Source organism: Streptomyces sp. NPDC111802, from assembly GCF_055634335.1.
In genome coordinates, this window is record NZ_JBVKCZ010000035.1 from 22,528 (window position 1) to 44,502 (window position 21,975).

The window sequence follows — 21,975 nt, forward strand, 5'->3', positions numbered from 1 at the left end:
TGCTGAAGCTGTGCAGAAAGGAAGCGTGGGGTGATGAAGCTCCCCATCGTCGTGGCGATCCCGACCAAGAATGAGGCCGAGAACATCGCCGCTGCCATCCGGTCCGTCATCGGTCATGTCGAGGCCGTGGTGGTCGTTGACTCGCACAGCACCGACGAGACCTGCGAGATCGCGAGGTCGCTGGGCGCCGAGGTCGTCCCTTATGAGTGGGACGGCAGATACCCCAAGAAGAAGCAGTGGTGCCTGGATCATGTGCGACCCGAGACCCCCTGGATGCTGTTCCTCGACGGCGACGAGCGGATGAGTCCTGAGCTGCTGGCGGAGCTGCGGTACGTCTTTTCCCAGCCGTTGAAGGCCGCGGCGTTCGACATCCCGCTGGGCTACTGGTTCGCCGGTCGGCGTCTGCGGCACGGCTACACCATCGTCAAACGGGCCCTGCTGGACCGTATGCGATGCCATTTCCCGGTAGTGGACGATCTGGACGCGCCGGGCATGGGCGAACAGGAGGGTCACTACCAGCCGGTGGCCGAGGGCGGGGCGTCGGCGGTGCGGCGGTTGAAGTCGCCCATCGAGCACGAGGACCTGGACCCCTTACGTACGTGGTTCGACCGGCACAATCGTTACTCGGACTGGGAGGCGTGGCTGGAGGTCCATCCGGAGGTGAAGGAGTCCATCCGGAAGGCCAAGACCCGCCAGGGGCAGCTGTTCCACAAGGCACCGCTCAAGCCGCTCACATCCTTCACCTACGCCTATCTCTACAAGCGGGGCTTCCTGGACGGCCGGGCCGGCCTGGACTACGCGCTGGCCATGAGCTTCTACCGCTGGCAGATCGGGCTCAAGACGAGAGAGCTCACCGCGCGGCAGGCCCGTCGGTCTGCCTGATCAAGGTCCCCTGCGGCGTCCCAGTGTGTAGAGCCCTTTATCCCCGATTGATCGTATATTGGGGTAATGGACGAATTGCAATGCTCAAGTGCTGTCTTCAACGTCGGGGCCACGCTCGGAGTTGAGGTGTCCATCAACGGCCCCCAGGGACAAGACCCAGGGAACGGCGACTGGGCTGAGATCGTGCTGACCAACCTTGCGATGATGGACATAAGTGACGAGGCTGGACGCAAAGACCGCCTAGTCATCAAGACCGGCGGCGGTATGGAGACGGCCCTGCTCGCGAACGGACTTGTGTGGGCCGGCCAGGAGCTTCTCAGACTCACCGGTGTGGGACCAGTAGAGCCTGAAAGTTTGACTAGCTGACTTGCTGAGGGCGCGCTGGAATTCCTGCAAAAATTCTTTTGAACAGTGCGGACCGGAGGGCGCAAAGCCCGATTTCCTGTTGCCGTTGGTTCGCAACTCCCTCGCACCATAGCCCACTTGGAACCTTGAAGGGATTCCACGCGCTGGGTTTATAGGACGAACGGAGGGGTCCTGCCGGGACGGCTGGCGCGGGACTGTGCCGCCGAACGGGTGACATTGCTTCCGGCAATGGCGCGGTTTCGAAATGGCCCATGACCAGCCACTGAGCCGACGCCGTCCCCCGAACCCCGCGCCGACGAAGGTGACTTGACGAGGTCACCGGTGGCAGACTCCCGGCGCATGGGGACTTGGGTTCGCTTTGGCGACCGGTCAGGTCGCCCGCAACAGCAGATTCGATGCATTTCGTAGCGGTCCCCGGACATTGTTCATCGCGCCCAGCAACTTCACCTGAGCCACTGGGCTTTGAATCACCCTGGACGGAAACCGTGCGGCGCTCAACCGAAGTGGAAATCACTGCGCTAGAAGAGGCTTACCGAGAAAAGAGTAGAGCGTTCGACCATGCTGCACAGGCTCTGAAGGCGGAGCAGGTCCGTCGGCGGATGCACTACGTGGCTATTCTTTGTCCGCTGGCACTGGTCTGCATTCTCGGTTACACAGCGGTCATAAGGCTATGGGCCACGCAGCCAGAGTTTACCCGCTGGGTCGGTATTGTCGTCATACTGGCCCTCTCGGCCGCCGCGATCGGTACGCTGGCGAACGGTCGCAACAAGGTGCTTGACCTCACTTCTGAGCTTCACCAGGCACTCTCAGAAAAACAGAATGCCGCAGCTGCGCTACCGCTCTACTCCGAGACGGCTCTCCGGTTCTACCGGGAATCAACGCTGGAGTTGATGGAGTCTTATCGTAAGCGCGCAACCATGAACCGGCGCGTCAACAACGCGCTTCAGGTGCTCGTCATCGCGGGTTCGATTATTGCGTCCACCCTGCTTGCTCTGGACGAAAGGATCAGCCTTCTGAGTGCGGCGGCCACCATCTTGACCGCGGCCGTCGGTGTCGCCGCTGGTTTGTCCGGATACTTTAAGTTCCGCGAACGCGGTTTCAACCTCCAGACCGCAACAGACGAACTGGAGAAGCACTACATTGCCGTGCAGTTCCATCTCGACGAATACGAGACCGTCGATTCGTCACTCGCGCCCGATGAGGCCGAGAAGGAGCGGCTCCGGCGCTTCGCGCGCTTCGTGGAAAGAATCAAGGAAGAGCAGCGAAAGCGGGAGATCCAGTTGGAGCACAGGGGCTCCTCATTCTCGCGAGGCTCCCAGGTCGGGGCGGTGACCGTGGTTCGTTCGACTCCTGCGTACTCGTCCTGGCCCGGCAGGGAGACACAGCACGGGAATGGACAGAGGTGATCCGCAGGCGCCAGGCGAAGCGGCAGTCGATGCGGCTCGGAAGCGTCAGGGCGCGGCCTGAGCGTCCGGCAGGGACGCGGTCTCCGGTGGTGTACGGTCCGGAGCCGGCGGAGCCTTGGGCGCCACCATCGAGGTCAGAGCCGTGGCGACAAGGGCGCTGGCGCCCAACAGGCCGCTCGCGACCAAGCGACGTCGTCCCTCCAAGGAGGGCGCCCGCCTTCTGGACTTGCAGTGTCTGGCCATGATCACCTCCAATTTGTGTCCAGGCCCCAGGGCGTGTCCGCAAAGTCCCGCCTGCCCCGCGACGCCTGGCACGTGCTCTAGAACGTGAACCGCTCGGTGTGGATATGGGACTCGGGCACGCCTGAGCGGATCAGAGCGGTCGTCGCCGCCTGCGCCATCCCGGGAGGCCCGCACAAGTACACGTCGTGTTCGGCGATATCGGGGACCAGGTCGCGCAGCGCCTGGGGCGCGAGTGGGTCGAAGGGGCCGTCGCTCGGGCCGAGCAGGTAATGCAATCCCGCTTGCCGGGTGGCAGCGATCCGCTCCAGTTCCTCGCGCAGCACCAGCTGGCCGGCGTGCGAGGCGCGATAGAGGAGGGTGATGTCACCCGGCCCGCCGGGCAGGCTCTCGAACAGTGCCCGCATGGGCGTAATGCCGACGCCGCCGGCGAGCAGCAGCGCCTTGCGCCGGGTGCGGCGGTGCGCGGTCATCGCGCCGAACGGCCCGGTGGCCAGCACCCTCGGGCCGGGCCGCAGCCGCTGGATCCGACGTGTGTGTTCGCCGAGTGCTTTGACCGTGATGCGCAAGGTGTCGTCCCGCACGGGTGCGGACAGGGAGAAGGGCAGTGCGGTCCGCCACAACCCCGGGGCCAGGAACCGCCAGCGGAAGAACTGCCCGGCCTCGGCCTGGAGCAGGTCCAGGTCGGCGCCCCGCATGACGACGGAGACCACCCCCGGACCCTCGGCTCGCACGTCGACCACGCGCAGGCTGTGCCGCAACGCCTGCCGTACGGGGACGACGACCCGGTACCAGACGAGCAGTACAGCGACAGCCGCGTACATCATCGCCCACAGCCAGACGGTGAGCGCGCTGCTCGCGATGTCCGGGCCGACCAGCTGATGGGCGAAGGCGAGGGCCGCACCGATGTAGGCAAAAAGGTGGATCCCCCGCCACGCGTCGTGACCGACGCGGTGCCGTACGCGGCGTGCGGATGCCACGCCCACGAGCAGGAGCAGCGCGGTCCCGGCGGTGGCCGCCGCGACCGCGGGGTAACCCATGAGGTGGACGCAGGCAGTGAGGACGTCAGTGCCGGTGTGCGCGGCATAGCCGCACAGGGCCAGCAGAGCGTGCCCGAGACACAGCGACAGTACGTAGCGACCGCCGAGCGCATGCCACCGGGCGAGCCGGTCGGCGCCGACACCGTGCTCTACAGCCGGCACCCGCGCCATGAGAAGCAGCATGACCAGTACGCCGTACCCGGCAAGCAGCCCGCTCAAGTGCGCACAGGTGGCGAACAGCGCGTCCAGGCGGACGGACGTCTGCACTTGCACCACCCAGAGGGCTGTGACGGCGCACGCCCCGGTGATGATCCCCACGCGTACCGCCGGCGGTGAGACGCTGTGGGGCGCCATGTCGTCGGGATGGAGGGGCGGGAGGTGCGTGTCGTCCTGGTCCTGAGAGCTCCCATTGCCGGGCACAAGGTCACCAAGACGTCCCCGGCAGTACAGAGGTTGGCTCAGGAAACTCATGGCACCTCCGCCAAGGCCCCGTCGGCGGCCAGCTGTTCGAGGTGGGATGCCGCCGCAACAGCGCCGCCCGCGGAGCGGAACGCCGTACGGATCCGGTCGGCCTCGGCACGGTAGCTGGGTTCATGGAGCACGGCGTCGATCGCCGCACCCAGCCTGGGGGCGGTGGCCCGCCCGAACCTGACCCTGACGCCCGCCCCCACACCGGTCACCTGACTGGCCACGACCGGCTGGTCGTCGCGGATGGGGGCCACCACGAGCGGAACTCCATGCCAGAGGGCCTCGCACACGGTGTTGTGCCCGGCGTGGCAGACGACGGCATCAACCCGTTCCAGAAGGGCGAGTTGGGGGACGGAGGGGAGAACCAGCACGTCCTTGTCGTCCGGGGCGGTGGTGCCCACCACGTCTCCAGGATCGACGATCACCGCCTGCAGCCGGTCCGCGCGGTGGCGCAGTGCTTTCAGGCACTCGCCGAGAAAACGGGCTCCGACGTCGGTATTGGCGGTGCCGAGAGTGACCAGCACGGTGGCGCGGGTGTCGAGCCAGTCCCAGGGGAAATCCGGTGCGGCGGGGCGGACCGCGATCGAGGGGCCCACATAACGGATCTGGCCGTCCGCCCTGGCGCCGGGGCCGACGAGTTCCCGGGTGCTGTACGTGAGCACCAGGTGGGGGGAGAACCGCGGGTCCGCGGTGCCCGGCGCGGCGCCGATGCGGACGCGCAGGTCCTTCAGGAGCGCGTCGATCCATGCCGCGACCTTGGGCATGCCTGCCAGGGCGTCGTTGAACGCGAACTCGGCCGTGGTGGTGGACGAGGTGGCCCACGGCACGTGCATCTGCTCTGCCACCAGTCCGCCGGCCACGGCCTGCTGGTCGGCGATCACCACATCGGGTCGGAAATCCCCGATGGCTGCCCTCACCCCGGGAGCCATCGCCTCGGCGAGAGGTATCAGAAAGTCCTCCCACAGGAACTTCAGCGCTTCGGGACCGCGGAGCTCGGGGGGCCGCACTGCGTCACCTGAGCCCAGGACCGGCCCGGTGCACGCGTACTCGAGGGCCTCGTCCCCCGCGAGCTGCCGCACGAACCCGTGACCGGCGGACGCCCAGGCCACCTGATGCCCGCGCGCGGTCAGTTCGGCTGCCACCCCCACGGTCGGGTTGATGTGACCGACCAGGGGCGGTACGACGAACAGGAATCTGCTCACGGGCCATCCGTCCCCAGTGCCGTGCCCGGAGATCCTGCCTCGGCCACCTCATGAATCAGGGAGAGAATATGGGCGCCCACCGCTTGTGGCGCCTCGATCAGCACGGAGTGCTCGTGCCCCGGTACCACAACGCTGCGGTAGTCCGGCAGCAGGGACTTGAGCCACGGTGACTGTTCGACCAGGCTCGATTCGCCGCCGTAGATGAAGAGCGCGGGGCAGCGCACCGACCGTATCTGGTCCTCGGTCAGCACTCGGCTGGCCGGAATGTCGCGGACGATGGTCGTGGCCTGTACCAGCCGGGCCGCGCGCTTGGCCTGGCGGGCCTTGTGGTGGCCGCGATGCGCGGTGATCCAGGCCAGTACGGCAGATTCGTCCCTCTCCATCCTGGCCGCCCACTGACGCATGCCCACGCCCAGGTTCGCCGCCCAGTCAGGGGTCGCCGGACTGGACTCGATGACGGACAGGCTCGCCACGCGTTCGGGACGGCGTACGGCATAGCTGAAGGCCACCGTGCCACCGTAGGAGTTGCCGACAAGGTGGACCGGTCCGGTCACATCCAGCCGGTCGAGCAGTGCGTCCAGGTCGTTGAGGTTGTAGTCGAGGGTGTATCCGCTGTCCGGGCGTTCGCTGCGGCCGTGGCCTCGCAAGTCGTACATCACGACGTCGATGCCGGCCTGTGCGAACGACGGTGCCAGGGTGAAGTAGTAGCTGGCCAGACTGTCCGTGAGCATGCCGTGGACGAGCACCGCGGTCGCGACGGCCGGCCGGCCCTTGGGAGGCACCCTCTGTACATGCAGCCGGATGTCACCGATGTCGATCATCGCCATGCGTCAGTCCACCTCCGCGGCCCCGAGGCTGCGCACGACGTATTCGACCAGCCTGCCAACGGTGAGTTCGATGATCTCCTCGAACTCCATGTCCGCGAGGAACTCAGCGAAATTGATCTGATCGCCGTACCTGTCCTTCAAGAGGCCCGCGAGGGTGACCAGGTCGATGCTCTCCAGTTCCAGGTCGCGGTGGAATCGGGTCTCCATCTCGATGTTCTCGAGGCCGTCCTCGTACCCGCCCTGGTCATCGGTTTCGTCGAGGATCGTCCTGAGCATGCCCGCGATGTCGGCGAGGACCGATAACTCGTCCTCGCGCACGAGGTTGCCTCGCGACGGCTGCCTTTCGAATGTGGTCATCGACCGTTCTCCTCTGCCTCCGCCGTGCCCGTGGTCCAGGCCACGACGTAATCTCTGCTCGGCAGCCGCGGGGGATTGCCCGCCCGCTCGCATCGCACCGTGTAGGCGCGCTCATGCCGCCCCAGAACCACCAGCCGGTCGGCCGTCGCTTCGACCACGATGAAGTCCCGGGGACGACCGCCAAGGCCCGTCCCCTCCGCCTTGGCGACAGCTTCCTTCGCGGTCCAGAAGCGTGTGAACCACAGCGCCTCGGACTCACCGGTGGCGGCGCACCGGGCGCGCAGCAGCCTGAGTTCGGCGTCGCCGAGGGCGGCAGTCAGCGTCTGCGCGTCGCGTTCGACAACTTCTTCGATGTCGATGCCCGGTCCCGGGCCGAGTCTGGTGGGCGGTTGTACCATCGCGACCCCCGTCTCCGCGCAGTGGGCCAGCGAGACCTCCAGCGGCGGCAGTTTCCGGCCGTACAGCCCGGTGACATATGGGCGGCCTGATTCGTCGTTGTGCACTCGGATCTCCGCGGGGAAGACAGGGCCCTCTCCGCGCTCCCAAAGCCACTGCCGTACGGCGTCCTTGACCGCGATCCGGCCGAGCAGCCACTGCCTGCGACCGCGAGGGGCGCGTCGCGCGTACTCGGAGCGCTCCTCACCGCTGAGCGCACTGCGCATGATCAGTTCGCGCGAGGCGAGATCGGGCCACCGCTCATGGAGCAGGGACCAGCCGCCGGGCCTGGCCTCGGCAAGGGTATTGCGCTCGGGGAACCGTTCGAAGGGCCTGGTCTGCGGATCGTTGTCGAAGCGGCGGTTCTGCCAGCCGGTGAGCTCCGCCCAGACCGTTCCCGCCACGGTCAGCTGTACGTCGGCTTCGAGCATGGTGTCGGTGAGGGAAGTGATCCTCACCAGGCACTCCACCTTGGTCCCTGGGCGAGGATGCGGCCCGTGGAACCGTATGTGTCGTATCTGCACAGGGAACACCACGGTGCGCTCGGTGCGGGTCGCCATGATCCAGTACCCGATGACCTGGCCCACGTTGTCCAGCAAGGCACCCGGGGCCGACGGCGTTGTGATCACGCCCCGGACGTGCGCTTCGCCGGTCGCAATCAGCTCGGAAACCCCCTGGAACGCGGGCCCGTGGAACATCCAGCGTTCGCTGTAGAGGTGGGCCGCGGCGTGGGTAGGTGCTGCTGATTCGGACGCAGGGTCCGTTCGCCAGCGGGTGGCGGGTGGAGCGGGGAACTGGCCGGCGAGCTCGACCACGGCGTGGGCTCGGGGGCCGAAGGACACCGCGACGCGGTCCGGGCCGTCGTCCGCCGCGGTGACCGTCACGGGTACGTCGACGGGAGGTGCAGCGGTCAGCCACTCCTCGAAGCGGGCCCCGTGCACAGCGACTGCGTGCATCCCCGGTGCCGCCTGCTGCGCCGCCTCCATGATGTGGTGGACGATCGTGGTGGCCGGGACGACCGGCCAACGGTCGGCCATGTCGGGCCAGTCCGCCCGCTGCCGGAAGAAGCAGTGGTCGCGCAGGTAAGGCATGGTGTCGGTGGAGACTCGCACGGTGCTGCGCCAGCCCAGCCGACGGCCGGCTCGAGTCGTCTGCACCGGCTGGCCCGACCTGCCCTCGGAAGGATCGGCCTGCCGCGGTGCCGGAAGGGCCGGCGCGCTCGGCGCGGAATGCGGCGCCCTGATGGAGTCGCTGGGGCGAACGACGGCCGGGGCAGAGGGACGGCGGCCCGCGGTGATCAGTGCGGCAGCGGCGTCCGCGGTGTCACGTAGCAGGGCGTTCAGTTCGGCCGCGGCCGGAGAATGCCCGGCGAGCGCGTCCAGGGGCGATGCGCCGGCCGGGGCTGCCTGCCGGTTGGCCGAAGCGCCGATGCCCAGTTCGGCGCCCAGTTCGGCACCGGCCCGGCCCAGTGAGACCAGCGCCCCACCCAGCTCGAGCCGCACCGGTGGCCGTTCCTCCCGGCCTTGGGCGACCACCTGGCCCGTACCGGCCGCTTGCGCGGACGGTGACAGGGCAGGTGCGACCGCGGCGCCGCCCGCCCACAGGGCGGCCGCCACCCGGCGGAGCTGGGCGATACCCGGGCGGTTCGGTGAGTTGGCGGCGATGACCAGGTGGTCGCGGCCACTGAGGGTGTCGCCGATGAGAGAGCTGAGCCGGCCGGGGCCCACCTGCACGAAAGTGCGGTGGCCTGCCCTGTACATGGCTTCGATGAGCTGCCGGAAGCGGACGGGTTCCAGCAGGTGCCGGATGAACAGTTCACGCACCGCCGCCTCGCCTTCCGGGAAGGGGGCCGCGGTCGTCCCGGACCACACGGGGACGGTCGGCGGATGGAGCCGGAACCGGCTCGACGCCTTCTTGATGGGCCCCAGGTAGGGCCGCAGCATCGGCGTGTGGAAGCCCGACCGGAAGGGCAGCACCTGGCAGAGCACACCCCGGGCGCGGAAGGAACGGACGATTCCCTCCACGGCCCCTCCCGGCCCGCACACCATCGACTGGCTGGGCGAGTTGTCATGGGAGAGCAGGAGCCCGGCCTTCGCCCATCCGTCGTCGAGCGCGGCCTGCACACGTTCCGCGGGCGCCGCGATGGCGCCGAAGGCCAGACCTGGGACTGTCACCGTGTCGGGGTTGAACGAGGCCATGAAGTCGTCGACCTCGTCCCAGGAGTACATTCCGGCGGCAGTCATCGCCGTCCACTCGCCGATGCTGTGCCCGGCCACCGCGTCAGGGACGATGCCCATGCGGTGCATAGCGGCGTGGAGCAGGCGGCTGGTGCCGACGACACCGAATCCGTGCATGCCGGCATCCAGTACATGGTCGCTTTCCGGGGACCGTCCGGCGGGGACTGGGACGCCGGGCAGGCCGAAGTGGGAGGCGACATCGTCGACGCGGGGCGCGAAGTCGGCTTCGAGCCCCGGGAAGACGAAGGCCAGCTTCCCGTCTCCGTTCTCGAGCAGGGGGCGGGGTCTGAACCAGATGTCGCTGCGGGTGTGCCAGGCGCGCCCCCTGGCGACCGCTCGTCGCGCCAGCGAGAGCCGCTTGGCGTTCGGGGCGACGATGCTGAGGCGGGCAGGGCCCGCGTCCGGGTGTACGCCTTCCGTATCCAGACCCGAGGCGAGCACGTCCGAATCGTCGGCGTCCAACAGGGCGGCGAGGCCTTCGCCGCTGTCGGCGGCGAGCATGAGCACCCGCTCCGACTCGGTGACGGTGAGGGTAGCGGTGCCGGCGCTTGCGGTCGCCCGATGCGGCACAACCGCTCCGGAAGTCCGCGTCCAATCGCCGGGTGCCTGTTCCAGGACGACGTGCGCGTTGATGCCGCCGAACCCGAAGGCGTTGACGGCCGCCCGGCGGACCGGCTGCTCCGCGGTGGTGTCCCAGAAAGCCGCCTCGTCCAGCGTACGGAAGCGGGTGGCCGCGAGGGCCGGGTGCGGGTCGTCGCAGCGAAGCGTCGGCAGGAGCGTCTGGTGGTGGACGGCGAGGGCGGCCTTGACCAGTCCCGCCACTCCGGCGGCGGGCATCGTGTGGCCGATCATCGACTTCACCGAACCGATCACCGCCCGGTCGGTGCCAGTCGCGTCACTGGCATCTCCGGGACCGAACACGTCGGCGAGGGTGGCCAGTTCGGCCGTGTCGCCTGCAGGGATCGCGGTGCCGTGGGCCTCCAAAAGGCCGATCGACCCTGGCTGGGCCGGGTCGAGCCCGGCCGCCTGCCATGCCTGGAGCAGCGCGCGGGCCTGGCCACCGGGATCGGGGGTGACAAGACCGGCAGCACGGCCGTCGCTGGCCACACCGGTGCCCCGGATGACGGCGTAGATCCGGTCACCGTCGCGCTCGGCGTCGGCGAGGCGCTTGAGGACCACGACGCCGGTGCCCTCACCGATCAGAATGCCGTCCGCGCCCCGATGGAAGGGGCGAATCCGCTGGCTGGGCGAGAGCGCGCGCAGCTGGGAGAAGACACTCCACAGCGTGATGTCGTGGCAGTGGTGCACACCGCCGGCGAGCATCAGGTCGCAGCGCTCCGCCGCGAGCTCGCGCACCGCCTGATCGACCGCCACCAGCGACGACGCGCACGCGGCGTCCACGGTGTAGGCAGGCCCCCGCAGGTCGAGGCGGTTGGCGACCCGCGAGGCGGCGAGGTTGGGCACCAGGCCGATGGCCGCCTCCGGGCTGTCGGGACCGAGCCGTTCGGTGAAGGCGGCCCGAACCCGCTCGAGTTGGCCGGGTTTCAGGTCGGGTATCAGCTCACCGAGGGTACGCACGAGTTGTCCCGCGGTGCGCACGCGTTGGTCGAGGCGGGCCAGTCCCGGCGTGAGATAGCCGCCCCGGCCGAGGATGACGCCTACGCGGTGCCGGTCGGGCAGTTGGTCCTCCCCTCCCGCGTCCGCGATGGCCGCCGCGGCCACCTTCAGGGCGATGAGCTGGTCGGGTTCGGTGCCGGCCACCGAGTTCGGCATGATCCCGAACCGGGTGACCTCCACTTCGGCCAGACCATCCACGAAACCGCCGCGCCGGCAGTACACCTGGTGGGCGGCGGCCGGGCCGGACTCGGAGCCGGGGCGGTAGAACTCCGGGTCCCACCGCCCCTCGGGTACGTCGGTGATCGCGTCCACACCGTTGCGCAGGTTGCGCCAGTAGGTGTCCAGGTCAGGGGCGCCGGGCAGCAGCACCGCCATCCCCACGATGGCCACCGGCGGCAGTTCTCGAGCGGTCATGCCGTTCGTCATGGTCACCAGCCCGAGGAGGTGTAGACGACGGCTCCGGCCGCTGGGTCGCCCCAGGCGAGTTCGCGCAGCAGGGCCGCGGTGCCCTCGTCCGGGTCGATCATGCCGACCCCGCGCCGGGCGTACTCCCGGGAAAGTTCCGGGCTCACCATGCCGGTGTGCCCGTCGGACGGCGCCCATGGACCCCAGTGCACGGTCAGCGCCCGGCGTCCGGTGCGGGCGGCCCAGGTAGCGCCGAGGCTCTCCAGGGCGTCATTGGCCGCGGCGTAGTCGGCCTGGCCGCGGTTGCCGAGGGCGGCGGAGATGCTGCCGTACAGGACTGTGAACGAGGGCCCCTCGGGCAGTTCCTTCAGTGCCGAGAGCAGCGCCCCGGCGCCTATCGTCTTCGTGTCGTACACACGGTGGAAAGACTCGGCTGTCTTCTCGGTGATCAGCCGGTCCTCAATCACGCCGGCGGCGTAGACCACGCCGTCGAGGCGGCCGTGCTCGGCGTAGATCTCTTTCACCGCTTGAATCAACGCGTCCGGCTCCCGCACGTCCACCGAGCGGTAGCGCGCCTCGCTGCCGCAAGCGGCGAGCTCCTCCAAGGTGGTGCTGATCTCACGCTGGGCCAGTATCAGTTCGGCCTCGCGGTTGATATCGGCCGGCCTGGCACCGTCCACCGCGCGTGAGGCGAGCACTGCGCGCAGCTCGGCGGGGGTACGGGCCGCGGCCATCGCCGGATCTTCGGCGTCAGCCGGGACGGATGTCCTGCCCAGCAGTTCGATACGGCACCGGGAGATCCAGGCGAGCTGGGTGGCAAGCCGTGCTGTGATGCCGCGGGCCCCGCCGACGAGCAGGACGACGGCGTCGCGGTCGAGCCCGAGAGCGGTGGCCACAGCGGCTCCCTCGCCGGCTGCTCCGGTACCGGTGTTGCCGAGTGGCACCTCCTTCAGCTCCAGGCTGTGCCGTTCGGACGCCGTGCGCAGGACGACAGGCGCTGGTTCAGGGCTGAGCAGCTCGGCGAGCAAGGCGTCGGCGACGGCCGAGGGGCCGGTGTCGCTGAGGTCGATGACCCGCGCGTCGGTCTGCGGATACTCACGTGCGATGGTGCGGAAGAAGCCGTGCAACCCTGCCGATCTCAGCCCCGTCAGACTCGGAAAGTCGCCGACTGCCGGCCGTACCGCGAACAACCAGCGCGGATGGCGCGCGAGGGCGGCCTGGAACACGGGGAACGCGCAAGGCAGCACCGGCCGGGAAGGCGTGAGGGCATCGAGGTACAGCACCCCGTCCACCTGACCGTCCGCCTCTGTGAGCAGCTGCTTTCGGCCGACAGCCACTGCCTCGGCACCGTAGGAGACGAGCCTGGCCGAGACCTCCTGTGCCGCACTCGCGTCATCGTCGCCGACCAGGACGAAACGCTTGCCGGCCAGCACGGCTGACGGGTCGTTCATCGCGACGTGGGGCTGGTCCAGGAGTACCGGCCGTAACTGGAACCGCTTCGGTGCTGTGCCGGCCGTCGCAGCGTCTTCGCGCACCTCGGCGTCCTCGACTCGATCGGCTTCCTGTGGCATCTCCAGCTCTAGGAGCTCCATCGCAGGCGGGGACTCTTCCACCGGTTCCAGCCCGGGCGCTTCGGCGGGTGCCAGACGCCCGGCGATCCAGTCGGCCACCGATGCCGCCGTGTTGGCCCTCGTCAACTGCTCCAGCTCCTCGTCGTCCACACCGACGCCGTCCGCGAAGGTCCCGGCTCCTAGACGTTTGGCCAGCTCGCCGGCTATCTCGGCCCGCTTGATCGAGTCGATGCTCAGATCCGCTTCCAGATCGAGGTCGGGCTCGATCATGTCCACCGGATAGCCGGTACGTTCGCTGATGATCTCCAGGACCATCCGCAGCACGTCCGCCTCTGTGATTCCTTCGGCGGCGGATGCAGCGCCCAGGGATTCGGCGGCCGACCTGGGTTCCGGTTCTTGCCCGGGCGGCGAAAGCTCGGCTGATACGGAATGCGGTAACGCAGCCCCGGGCATGGGCGCGGCGATCAGCTCTGCCGGCGTCGTGCCGAAATGGGCCAGGAGGACGTCCCGCTGGGCGGCAACCATCTCCCGGCTGGTGCGCAGGAATTCGGAGATTAGCGCGTCCCTGTCCGACGGGACGGCATGGGAGTGGTTCGTCGTCAATGTTGGTTCCACGACTCGTCGGGCCGGTGCGAGGGCTTGGGGGAGGAGTTCTCCGTCGGCGGTGCGGATCAGCTGGCCGTTGACGGTCCAGCCAGGGCGTGCCGGTGCCGCGGCCGTGCCCGCGTCGACGGCGTCGCGCCCTCGGAACAGCCATGTGGTGCGGACCGGCAATCCGGCGGCAGCCAGCTGGGCCAGCGCGTCGAGCCAGCCATACAAGCCGCTGTCCGCGTTGGGCTCACAGGCGATGGCATGATGCGGGAGTTCGCCCAGGATCCCGCTGACCAGCCGCGTCAGTACTCTGCCGGGCCCGGCCTCTACAAAGATCCTCGCACCGGCCTCGTACATCGCCTTGATCTGTGCGACGAATGCGACAGGGGCGCTGATCTGGGCGGCGAGCTCCGCACGGATCGCATCCGGGTCGTCGCCATACGGGGCGGCTGTGCGGTTGGACCACACCGGGAACTCGGGCGGACGCACGGTCCGGCTCGCGAGCGCCTCGGCGAACTGGTCCGGGGCACCGGCCACCAGGGGGCTGTGAAAGGCGCAGGCGACGGAGATGCGCTTGGCGCCGTACCCGGCTTCGCGCAGCAGTCGTACGGCCTCCTCAACCGCCTGCGTCGGGCCCGAGATCACTGTCTGCCGGGGGGAGTTGTGGTTGGCCACGACGACGGAGCCGGGAGCTTGTGTCTCGCGCAGGGCGCGCTCGACATCCTGGGCACCAGCCGCGACTGCTGCCATGGTGCCCGGCTCGTCACCAGCGGCCGCGAGGATCGCCGTCGCCCGTTCGACGCTCAGCTCCAGCAGCGTCTGTGGACTGAACGCACCGGCCGCGCACAGGGCGACCAGCTCCCCGTAGCTGTGGCCGGCCGCCATGTCCGGTCGTACTCCGGCCGCGCCGAGCAGGGCATGGGCGGTCAGTCCCGCCACCCCGAGGGCCGGCTGGGCTGCCCTGGTGTCCGTAAGTGCCGCCCGGCGCTGGGCCCGTGCGACATCGTCAAAGGCAGCGGGGGGATACAGCGCGGCGGCGTGGGCGTGGCCGAGTTCAAGGTAGTGCTGGAGCTCCGGGAATGCGACGAAGACGTCGGCCAGCATTCCCGGCCACTGGCTGCCCTGGCCGGGGAAGAGGAACGCGACCTTCTTGCCCTGCGAGCTGACCGGCGTAGTGCCGTCGGGCAGGGGCGGGGCTGCGAGGTGAATTCCCCCGGCGGGGTCGTGCTGACCGGCCAGGGCCTTGCGCAGCTGGCCCCTTAGCCCGTCGACGTCCGTGGCCACGACCGCGACTCTCACTGGACTGTCGTCGGCGTCGGAGCGGCGGGCTGCGCTCAGCGCGAGATCCCGCAACCGCCACATTCCGTCCTCGGCGGCATTCAGAATGTCTTCGATGGCCTGGTGCGCCGTGGCCAAGTCCTTCCCACGGAAAGTGAACAGCTCGGCGGGCCAGGCGTCGAGTCCGTGAACTGGCGGCTGTGTCTTTGTGTGGGCGCCGAGCACCACGTGGAAGTTGGTCCCGCCGAAACCGAACGCACTGACTCCGGCGAAACGTTTCTCCGCAGGTGTGGCCCAGGGTTGCACCTGGGTGTGGAACGCGAAGGGGCTATTCTCCTCCTGCCAGGCCGGGTTGGGCTGCCCAAGGTGCAGGGTCGGCGGTCTGACGCCGGTGTACAGCGATAGCGTGGTCTTGATCAGCCCGGCGAGGCCGGCAGCACACTTGGTGTGCCCGATCTGCGACTTGACCGAACCGAGCACGCACTCGCCCGTCTCGGCGCCGGCCTCACTGAACACCTCGCTGAGGACGGTCAGCTCGGTACGGTCACCGACGACGGTCCCCGTGCCGTGGGCCTCGACGAGACCGACTTCGGCGGGCGAGACGCGGGCGTTGCGGTACGCCCGCTGCAGAGCGGACCGCTGTCCTTCGGGGCGGGGTGCCGTCAGGCCGAGCGAGCGGCCGTCGCTGGAACTGCCAAGGCCCTTGATCACGCCGTAGACCCGGTCACCGTCCCGTTCGGCGTCGGCAAGCCGCTTCAGGACGACGCAGGCGACGCCCTCGCCCAGAACGATGCCGTCTGCCGAGCTGTCGAAGGCGCGCGATCGGCCGGTCGGGGAGAGTGCATGCACTGACGAGAAGAACACATAGTCGCTGATCCCGTTATGGAGGTCGGCTCCACCGCACAGGACGACGTCGCTGGTACCGCTCACGAGTTCCTTGCAGGCGGCGTCGACCGCGGCCAGTGACGAGGCGCACGCCGCGTCCACCGTGTAGTTGGCCCCGCGCAGATCCAGCCGGTTGGCGATCCGCCCGGAGATCACATTCGCCAGCATGCCGGGGAAGGAGTCCTCGGTGAGCCGGGGCAGTTGCTCCCGCATGCCTTCAGGAACGCTGCCGTAGTAGGACGGCAGGACCGCGCGCATGGTGGCGGCGATGGAGAGGTCACTGCCCGCCTCGGCACCGAAGATCACGGAGGCGCGCGAGCGGTCGAACGCCCGGCCGTCCTCGCCGTATCCCGCGTCCTCCAGCGCTCGCCTGGCGGCTTCCAGGGACAGCAGCTGGACAGGTTCGATACTGCCCAGCGAGGCCGGCGGAATGCCGTAGTGGAGGGGGTCGAAGGGGATCTCGGGCAGGAACCCGCCCCACTTCGACGTGGTGGCGCCGCCTCCGTCCTCCTCGTAATGCACGGCGGGGTCCCAGCGCTCGGGCGGAACCTCAGTAATGGCGTCATGGCCGCTGAGCACATTGGCCCAGAAAGTGGCCAGGTCCGGGGCCTGGGGGAACATGCAGGCCATTCCCACTACAGCGATGTCGAGGGGCTCCGGAGCTGCCGGTTCGGCGCCCGTGCTGTCCGTGACCGAGCGCCGAAGCAGGTCGGGCCGCCCGTCGAGGAAGTCCGCCGCGCCTTCGGTCACGGCGTGATGCAGCGCGCTGATGGTGGTGGTGGCCGATCGCAACATGGCCACGTCACCGGCCATGAACATGCCCTCGGTGAGCTGGCGCTCTTCGCCGACCGGTACTAGCACACCGGCTGCGTCGCGCTCGACTCCCTTGCTGGCGGTCCGCAGCCGGCCCACATTGAGCTGCTCCAGTTCCTCCCAGACACGCCGGTCGGAGCCGCCCCGGGCCCGCAGCTGCGCCGCGCGCTCCGCATAGCTCTCGGTGAAGGGGCTGGGTACGCAGCGGGTGACATGGCCGGGCCCTGTCTGGACCAGCGCGGTGCGGGTCGCGTCCCGTACATGCTGTTGGTAGAGGGGGGTGATCGCCCCGCCATTGACCGCTTCCTCGGTGAACAGGTAAGCCGTGCCCATGAGGATGCCGACGGAGGCCCCGCGCGCGGTCAGCGGTGCGGCCAGCACGGAGACCATCGCCGCAGAGCGTTCGCTGTGAATGCCCCCCGCGAAGAACACTTCCAGCTGCTGAGCGGTGCCCTCGTCCGCGTCGGCCAGGAAATCCTCCAGCACCGCGAGTTGGGCCTCCCACAACGCAAAGCCCGTCCGCGGCCCGACGTGGCCGCCACACTCGGCACCTTCGAAGACGAACCTGCGAGCACCGGCTTCCAGGAACTGCCGAAGCAACCCGGGCGATGGCACGTGCAGGAAGGTCCGGATCCCGACCTGCTCCAGTGCCTCGGCTTGTGACGGCCGCCCGCCCGCGATAATCGCGTGTGTGGGCTTTAAGTCGCGTACGGCATCGAGCTGAGCGCCTCTGAGATGCTCCGGCGCGAAGCCGAGCACGCCGACGCCCCAGGGCTTCCCAGCCAGGGCGGCACCGGTCTCCTCCAGCATCGCCCGCGTCCTCTCGCCGCCTGCGAGCGCCAGCGCGATGAACGGCAAGGCGCCGTCCTCAGCGACGGCGGCGGCGAATCGCGCCTGGTCACTGACCCTGGTCATCGGCCCTTGCGCGACGGGCAGCCGGGTCCCCAGTGCGCGGCTCATCGGGGAGCCCTCTCGCAGCGCCCGGGACGGTATGTCGTCCCGGGCAGCTTGCTCTATGGCGTCGGCCAGGGCGCGGACCGTACGTCCGGCGTCGCGCCAGCGCTCGGCGAAACGGGCAGCGAGGAAGCCGTCCTGGCCCACCGGCAGTAACTGCGTGCGCAGATCCCGGGCGCCCAGCGCCGCCGCCACCGCCTGAGGTTCGTCGGCCGCCACGTGCGGCATGACGGGGCCACGGCGGTGCAGTACACGGTGACCGGCCATGACAACGGTCTCCGAGCCATCCATGGACCGCAGAGCAACGGCTGCCGCCTCGTCGAGCCCTGACTCGGCCAGCAGCGCCAGCTGACTGTCCAGTACGACCCCGGCCGCCCCGCCGGCCACGGCAGCCGCCGCAGTGCGCGGACCGATGCCGCCGCAGGCCCAGACGGGGAGGTCTAATCGCTGCTCGGAGAGCAGCAGCTGTAACAGGACGAAGGTGCTGAGCTCCCCGACCCGGCCACCACTCTCACTTCCGCGGGCGATCAGTCCGTGCGCTCCGGCGGCCGCCGCTTCCAGGGCTTGCTCCAGGTCCGTGACCTCTGCCAGAACCTGGTGCTCCCCGGCGACATCGCCGACCGCCCACGCGGAGTCGACGCCGAGGACCACTGTGTGCGGCCCGCCGTCCCGTGTCCCCGCCGTCAGCTCTGCAGGGGTGATCCGGCACAACGCTCCAACCCGCACTCCGAACGGATCGGGTGCGAGGTGCCGCATGCGCGCCAGAGCCTCTCTGGAGCTACGGTCGCCCATCCCCAGGTCGAGCACGCCGAGCCCGCCGGCGCGGCTGACCGCCATGGCAAGCCTTGTATCGGGCTCACCGAACGGGGTTATGCCAATGATCATATTGGCGTTGCGCACAGCGGTTGTCATGGTTCTCCGAATAATCGCGAGACTGCATGGCGGGGAGCCTGGGCGGCATAGCTGACGAATCGACGCAAGGATACGCCGATGGTGATCCCGGGAGTCGACAATAAGAGCAGTTCCATACAGTCGCGACACCTTCACGTCTCACATCATTGATAACTGAAGGCAGGCGAGGGTTCCGTATGATTGTTGTCTCCATAACAAGCGAGCGAAGCGTGATGCAAAGATCGATTTACTCGCATGCCTGCAAAAATCCCCGGGATGGGGGCCGATAAACTCGCCAGTAGCGAACGAGAGTTTCTGTGATGTTCTTACAATCCTGAGTCGTGCGCGCTGTGTTATGCGTCCCGCTGCCTGAGGACGAAGTAGCCGCCGATCAGTACTGCCGCCACCCATCCCGCCATGATGGCGAGACCACCCCACGGCCCGTACGGCGCTGTGTCGTCCGGCTGTGCGACCACCTGCATCACATGGCCGCCCGCCTGGTCCGGCAGGTACTGGCCGACCTTCCGGGTGGCGTCCAGGGCGCCCAGGATGTTGGAGATGATGAAGAAGAACGGCATCAGAATCCCCAGCGACAGCGTCGGGCTGCGCAGCATCGCCGCTGCTCCCATGGAGAACATCGCGATGAGGCCCATGTAGAGGCCGCCACCGAGCACGGCGCGGAGCACACCGGTGTCGCCGAGCGATACCCGGTACTCGCCCAGCAGGCTCTGGCCCAGGAAGAAGGCGACAAAGCTCGTCACGAATCCGACAAGGAAGGCCAGCCCCGAAGCCGCGGCGACCTTGCTGAAAAGGAAGGCCGCTCGCCGGGGGACGGCGGCGAGCGACACGCGGATGGTGTTGGTGCTGTACTCGCTCGACACCACCATCACTCCGAAGACGATCATCGCCAGCTGGCCGAGAGCCATGCCCGAGAAGCTGATGTAGGTCGCGTCGAACGAAGCCCTTTCGTCGGGCGACAGGTCGGTGAAGGTGTTGCGGCTGACAATGCTGATCAGTGAACCGAGGGCGAGCGTGACGATGAATGCCAGGACAAGTGTCCACAGGGTGGACCGCACTGACCTGATCTTCGTCCACTCCGACTGGAGGACTCTCATTGCGGTCATCGCTCAGGGGCTCCTTTTTTCACCGCGGACAATCGAATCGCCGGCCTAGGTGTGCGCGTGGTACTCCACCGACTCCGCCGTCAGCTGCATGAATGCCTCCTCGAGGGAGGCCTGCTGAGGGCTCAGTTCGTGCAGTACGAGCCGGTGCGCAGCGGCCAGTTCGCCCAGCTGCGACGAAGCCGCTCCCTCCACCTCCAGCGAACCGTCCTGCCCCGCGACATAGGCGATCTTGGCCCCCTGCAGGACATCGCGCAGCCTCTCCTGTTCGGGCGAGCGCAGTCGCACGTAGGACCGCGAGTTCTGCACGATGAAGTCGGCCATCGAAGTGTCGGCGAGAAGCCTGCCCTGGCCGATGACCACCAGATGGTCGGCGGTCAACGCCATCTCGCTCATGAGGTGGCTGGAGACAAATACAGTGCGGCCGGTGGTGGCGAGATGTCTCATGAGGTTCCTGATCCAGTGAATCCCCTCGGGGTCCAGGCCGTTGACGGGCTCGTCGAACATCAGAATGCGCGGGTCGCCTAGGAGCGCCGCGGCGATACCGAGACGCTGGCCCATGCCCAAAGAGAAGCCCTTGGCGCGTTTGCGTGCGACCGAGGTGAGTCCGACGACATCCAGCATTTCGTCGACTCGGCGGCGGGGGATGCCGTTGCTCTGAGCAAGGAAGAGCAGGTGGTTGTACGCGCTCCGGCCGCCGTGCACGGATTTCGCCTCGATGAGGGCGCCGATGTATGTGAGGGGATCGCGCAGGTCCGCATAGTGTTTGCCGTCGATGCGGACGTCGCCAGCGGTAGGACGGTCCAGGCCGAGAATCATGCGCATGGTCGTGGACTTGCCCGCGCCGTTGGGTCCGAGGAAACCGGTCACGATTCCTGGTCGAACGGCGAAGGTCAGCTGGTCGACCGCTAACTTATCGCCGTACCGCTTAGTCAGCCCCTCTAACTCGATCATTCCTCCACGCTAAGTGGGAAGGATTGCCCTCGCCATTCCTGGACCTGCAGGGAGGGCGGCACGCATCATCGGCATCAGGGCATCTCGGTTCTCGAGTTCCGGCAGTGCCAGTGCCAGGGGTGCGGATGTAGCCTCGAGCCATGACATTCGGTGCGGCTCATCGCGAGCTGCGGCGAGCGCAGAAAACAGCGAATGGCATCTCGCTGTACTCGCGCCACATCAATCGTCCGGCGGGGCGGGTCCTGGCCGCTGCGGCCTACCGGGCCGGGATGACGCCGAATCAAGTGACCCTGATCAGCGCCGCTTTAACTTTCTCTGCGGTGGTCCTGCTCGCTTGTGCCCGGCCGTCGTGGCTGCTGGGAACGACCGTCTACGCGGCCCTCGCGGCAGGCTTTGCCTTCGACTCCGCAGATGGTCAGTTGGCTCGGCTGCGAGGACAAAGCACCGCGGTGGGGGAGTGGTTGGATCACGTGGTGGACTGCGCGAAGATCACCGCGCTGCACGCGGCCGTGCTCATCTCGTTCTACCGATTCCATTCCTTGCCGAGCCCCGGCTGGCTGCTGTTGCCGTTGGGATTTCAGTTCGCGGCAGTTCTGGTCTTCTTCGGCGGGCTACTCACCGACAAACTCAAGCCAAAGGCAGGCAAGGGAGCTGCCGGGACGCCTGTCGTCGCGCCCTCGCGACTGCGGGGCCTGGCTCTGCTGCCGGTCGACTACGGCGTGTTCTGCACAGTCTTCCTGCTGCTGGGCGATGACCACGTATTCCTGGCGGGGTATGCGGTGCTGTTTGCCGCGCACGCACTCTTTCTGCCCGCCTTCATGGCGAAGTGGTTCCGGGAACTGGCTGCGATACGCCCGGCGTAATCGGCGATCGTTGCGCTGCGAGCGCGTCGAGCGCCTTGCGCAGCTGGGTACTCGACGTGTGGGCGGTATAAGGGAAGTAGACGACTTCGACGCCGACGGTCGCGAAGTCGCGCTCCAGGCGGTCGCCCTTGGGCGTGCCGCGCCAGTCGTCGCCCTTGAAGATCACGTCGAACCGGATCTGTTTCCAGGTTTTCAGCTTGTCCGGCACCGTTTCCACGAACGCGGCGTCCACAAAGTTGATGCTGCGTACGATCTCCAGGCGCTCCACCAGCGGCACCACGGGCGCACGGCCCTTGGCGCTCTGCGCCATTTCGTCGGAGACGACTCCGGCGACTAAGTAGTCACAATGACTGCGAGCGTGTCTGAGGATGTTGAGGTGGCCGACGTGGAACAGGTCATAGACACCTGGCGCATAGCCCACGATCTGAGGCATGTTGAGCTGGAACCCCCATTCGATATGCGTCCCCATCACATCGCAGCATGATCAAGCCTCGAATGTCCAGGGAATGCGATATTGCTCCCAAAGGCATTTACGACATTGCTCTCATCGCTGCTAATGAGGCTAGGGTGCA

General features: G+C 68.0%; 13 protein-coding genes. 4 read left to right on the top strand and 9 right to left on the bottom strand.

The window, feature by feature from the left end:
- Positions 1 to 33: 33 nt before the first annotated feature.
- From ACZ7NC_RS31995 to ACZ7NC_RS32005, 3 genes are all read left to right on the top strand, one after another.
- The gene (locus tag ACZ7NC_RS31995) at positions 34 to 882 is read left to right on the top strand and encodes a glycosyltransferase family 2 protein (protein WP_471493134.1); all 849 of its coding nucleotides are present in this window, start codon (positions 34 to 36) and stop codon (positions 880 to 882) included.
- A gap of 66 nt (positions 883 to 948) precedes the next feature.
- Entirely contained in the window at positions 949 to 1,248 is a 300-nt protein-coding gene (locus ACZ7NC_RS32000; RefSeq protein ID WP_471493137.1) for a hypothetical protein, read from the top strand.
- A gap of 503 nt (positions 1,249 to 1,751) precedes the next feature.
- Complete coding sequence (locus tag ACZ7NC_RS32005) at positions 1,752 to 2,654, top strand: SLATT domain-containing protein (RefSeq protein WP_471493139.1); 903 nt, start codon at positions 1,752 to 1,754, stop codon at positions 2,652 to 2,654.
- A gap of 320 nt (positions 2,655 to 2,974) precedes the next feature.
- Here the strand turns inward: ACZ7NC_RS32005 and ACZ7NC_RS32010 are convergent, their stop codons facing one another.
- The 8 genes from ACZ7NC_RS32010 to ACZ7NC_RS32045 form a co-directional block, all read right to left on the bottom strand.
- Positions 2,975 to 4,288 (bottom strand): ferredoxin reductase family protein, encoded by a 1,314-nt coding sequence (locus ACZ7NC_RS32010; protein ID WP_471493142.1) that lies wholly within the window; start codon positions 4,286 to 4,288, stop codon positions 2,975 to 2,977.
- A 113-nt stretch (positions 4,289 to 4,401) separates the two neighbouring features.
- Positions 4,402 to 5,604: a glycosyltransferase gene (locus ACZ7NC_RS32015; RefSeq protein WP_471493145.1), complete on the bottom strand. Its 1,203-nt coding sequence runs from the start codon at positions 5,602 to 5,604 to the stop codon at positions 4,402 to 4,404.
- Positions 5,601 to 6,431, bottom strand: a complete 831-nt coding sequence (locus ACZ7NC_RS32020) for an alpha/beta fold hydrolase (protein ID WP_471493148.1) — start codon at positions 6,429 to 6,431, stop codon at positions 5,601 to 5,603. The genes ACZ7NC_RS32015 and ACZ7NC_RS32020 overlap by 4 nt, the downstream gene beginning before the upstream one ends.
- A 3-nt stretch (positions 6,432 to 6,434) precedes the next feature.
- On the bottom strand, positions 6,435 to 6,788 hold the full coding sequence (locus tag ACZ7NC_RS32025) for an acyl carrier protein (protein ID WP_471493150.1): 354 nt from the start codon (positions 6,786 to 6,788) through the stop codon (positions 6,435 to 6,437).
- The gene (locus ACZ7NC_RS32030; RefSeq protein ID WP_471493153.1) at positions 6,785 to 11,491 is read right to left on the bottom strand and encodes a type I polyketide synthase; all 4,707 of its coding nucleotides are present in this window, start codon (positions 11,489 to 11,491) and stop codon (positions 6,785 to 6,787) included. The genes ACZ7NC_RS32025 and ACZ7NC_RS32030 overlap by 4 nt, the downstream gene beginning before the upstream one ends.
- A gap of 14 nt (positions 11,492 to 11,505) precedes the next feature.
- Positions 11,506 to 18,486, bottom strand: a complete 6,981-nt coding sequence (locus ACZ7NC_RS32035) for an SDR family oxidoreductase (protein ID WP_471493155.1) — start codon at positions 18,484 to 18,486, stop codon at positions 11,506 to 11,508.
- A 332-nt stretch (positions 18,487 to 18,818) separates the two neighbouring features.
- A complete protein-coding gene (locus ACZ7NC_RS32040) occupies positions 18,819 to 19,589 on the bottom strand; it encodes an ABC transporter permease (RefSeq protein WP_471493157.1) in 771 nt (256 codons plus the stop codon).
- A 45-nt stretch (positions 19,590 to 19,634) separates the two neighbouring features.
- Positions 19,635 to 20,540 carry an ATP-binding cassette domain-containing protein gene (locus ACZ7NC_RS32045; RefSeq protein ID WP_471493160.1) on the bottom strand — a complete coding sequence of 302 codons (906 nt, stop codon included), beginning with the start codon at positions 20,538 to 20,540 and terminating at the stop codon, positions 19,635 to 19,637.
- A 140-nt stretch (positions 20,541 to 20,680) separates the two neighbouring features.
- Between ACZ7NC_RS32045 and ACZ7NC_RS32050 the strand changes: the two genes are divergently transcribed.
- Positions 20,681 to 21,403, top strand: a complete 723-nt coding sequence (locus tag ACZ7NC_RS32050) for a CDP-alcohol phosphatidyltransferase family protein (protein WP_471493162.1) — start codon at positions 20,681 to 20,683, stop codon at positions 21,401 to 21,403.
- Here the strand turns inward: ACZ7NC_RS32050 and ACZ7NC_RS32055 are convergent.
- Positions 21,357 to 21,836, bottom strand: coding sequence for an FAD synthase family protein (locus ACZ7NC_RS32055; RefSeq protein ID WP_471493258.1), 480 nt, complete (start codon positions 21,834 to 21,836; stop codon positions 21,357 to 21,359). The two genes, ACZ7NC_RS32050 and ACZ7NC_RS32055, sit on opposite strands and share 47 nt — an antisense overlap.
- Positions 21,837 to 21,975: the final 139 nt, after the last annotated feature.

What these genes read in the sequence shown, in the direction of transcription:
- ACZ7NC_RS31995 (WP_471493134.1), top strand. Translation starts at nt 34, where the DNA reads ATGAAGCTCCCCATCGTCGTGGCGATCCCGACCAAGAATGAGGCCGAG.
- ACZ7NC_RS32000 (WP_471493137.1), top strand. Translation starts at nt 949, where the DNA reads ATGGACGAATTGCAATGCTCAAGTGCTGTCTTCAACGTCGGGGCCACG.
- ACZ7NC_RS32010 (WP_471493142.1), bottom strand. Translation starts at nt 4,288, where the DNA reads ATGGCGCCCCACAGCGTCTCACCGCCGGCGGTACGCGTGGGGATCATC.
- ACZ7NC_RS32020 (WP_471493148.1), bottom strand. Translation starts at nt 6,431, where the DNA reads ATGGCGATGATCGACATCGGTGACATCCGGCTGCATGTACAGAGGGTG.
- ACZ7NC_RS32025 (WP_471493150.1), bottom strand. Translation starts at nt 6,788, where the DNA reads ATGACCACATTCGAAAGGCAGCCGTCGCGAGGCAACCTCGTGCGCGAG.
- ACZ7NC_RS32030 (WP_471493153.1), bottom strand. Translation starts at nt 11,491, where the DNA reads ATGACCGCTCGAGAACTGCCGCCGGTGGCCATCGTGGGGATGGCGGTG.
- ACZ7NC_RS32035 (WP_471493155.1), bottom strand. Translation starts at nt 18,486, where the DNA reads ATGACAACCGCTGTGCGCAACGCCAATATGATCATTGGCATAACCCCG.
- ACZ7NC_RS32040 (WP_471493157.1), bottom strand. Translation starts at nt 19,589, where the DNA reads ATGACCGCAATGAGAGTCCTCCAGTCGGAGTGGACGAAGATCAGGTCA.
- ACZ7NC_RS32045 (WP_471493160.1), bottom strand. Translation starts at nt 20,540, where the DNA reads ATGATCGAGTTAGAGGGGCTGACTAAGCGGTACGGCGATAAGTTAGCG.
- ACZ7NC_RS32050 (WP_471493162.1), top strand. Translation starts at nt 20,681, where the DNA reads ATGACATTCGGTGCGGCTCATCGCGAGCTGCGGCGAGCGCAGAAAACA.
- ACZ7NC_RS32055 (WP_471493258.1), bottom strand. Translation starts at nt 21,836, where the DNA reads ATGCCTCAGATCGTGGGCTATGCGCCAGGTGTCTATGACCTGTTCCAC.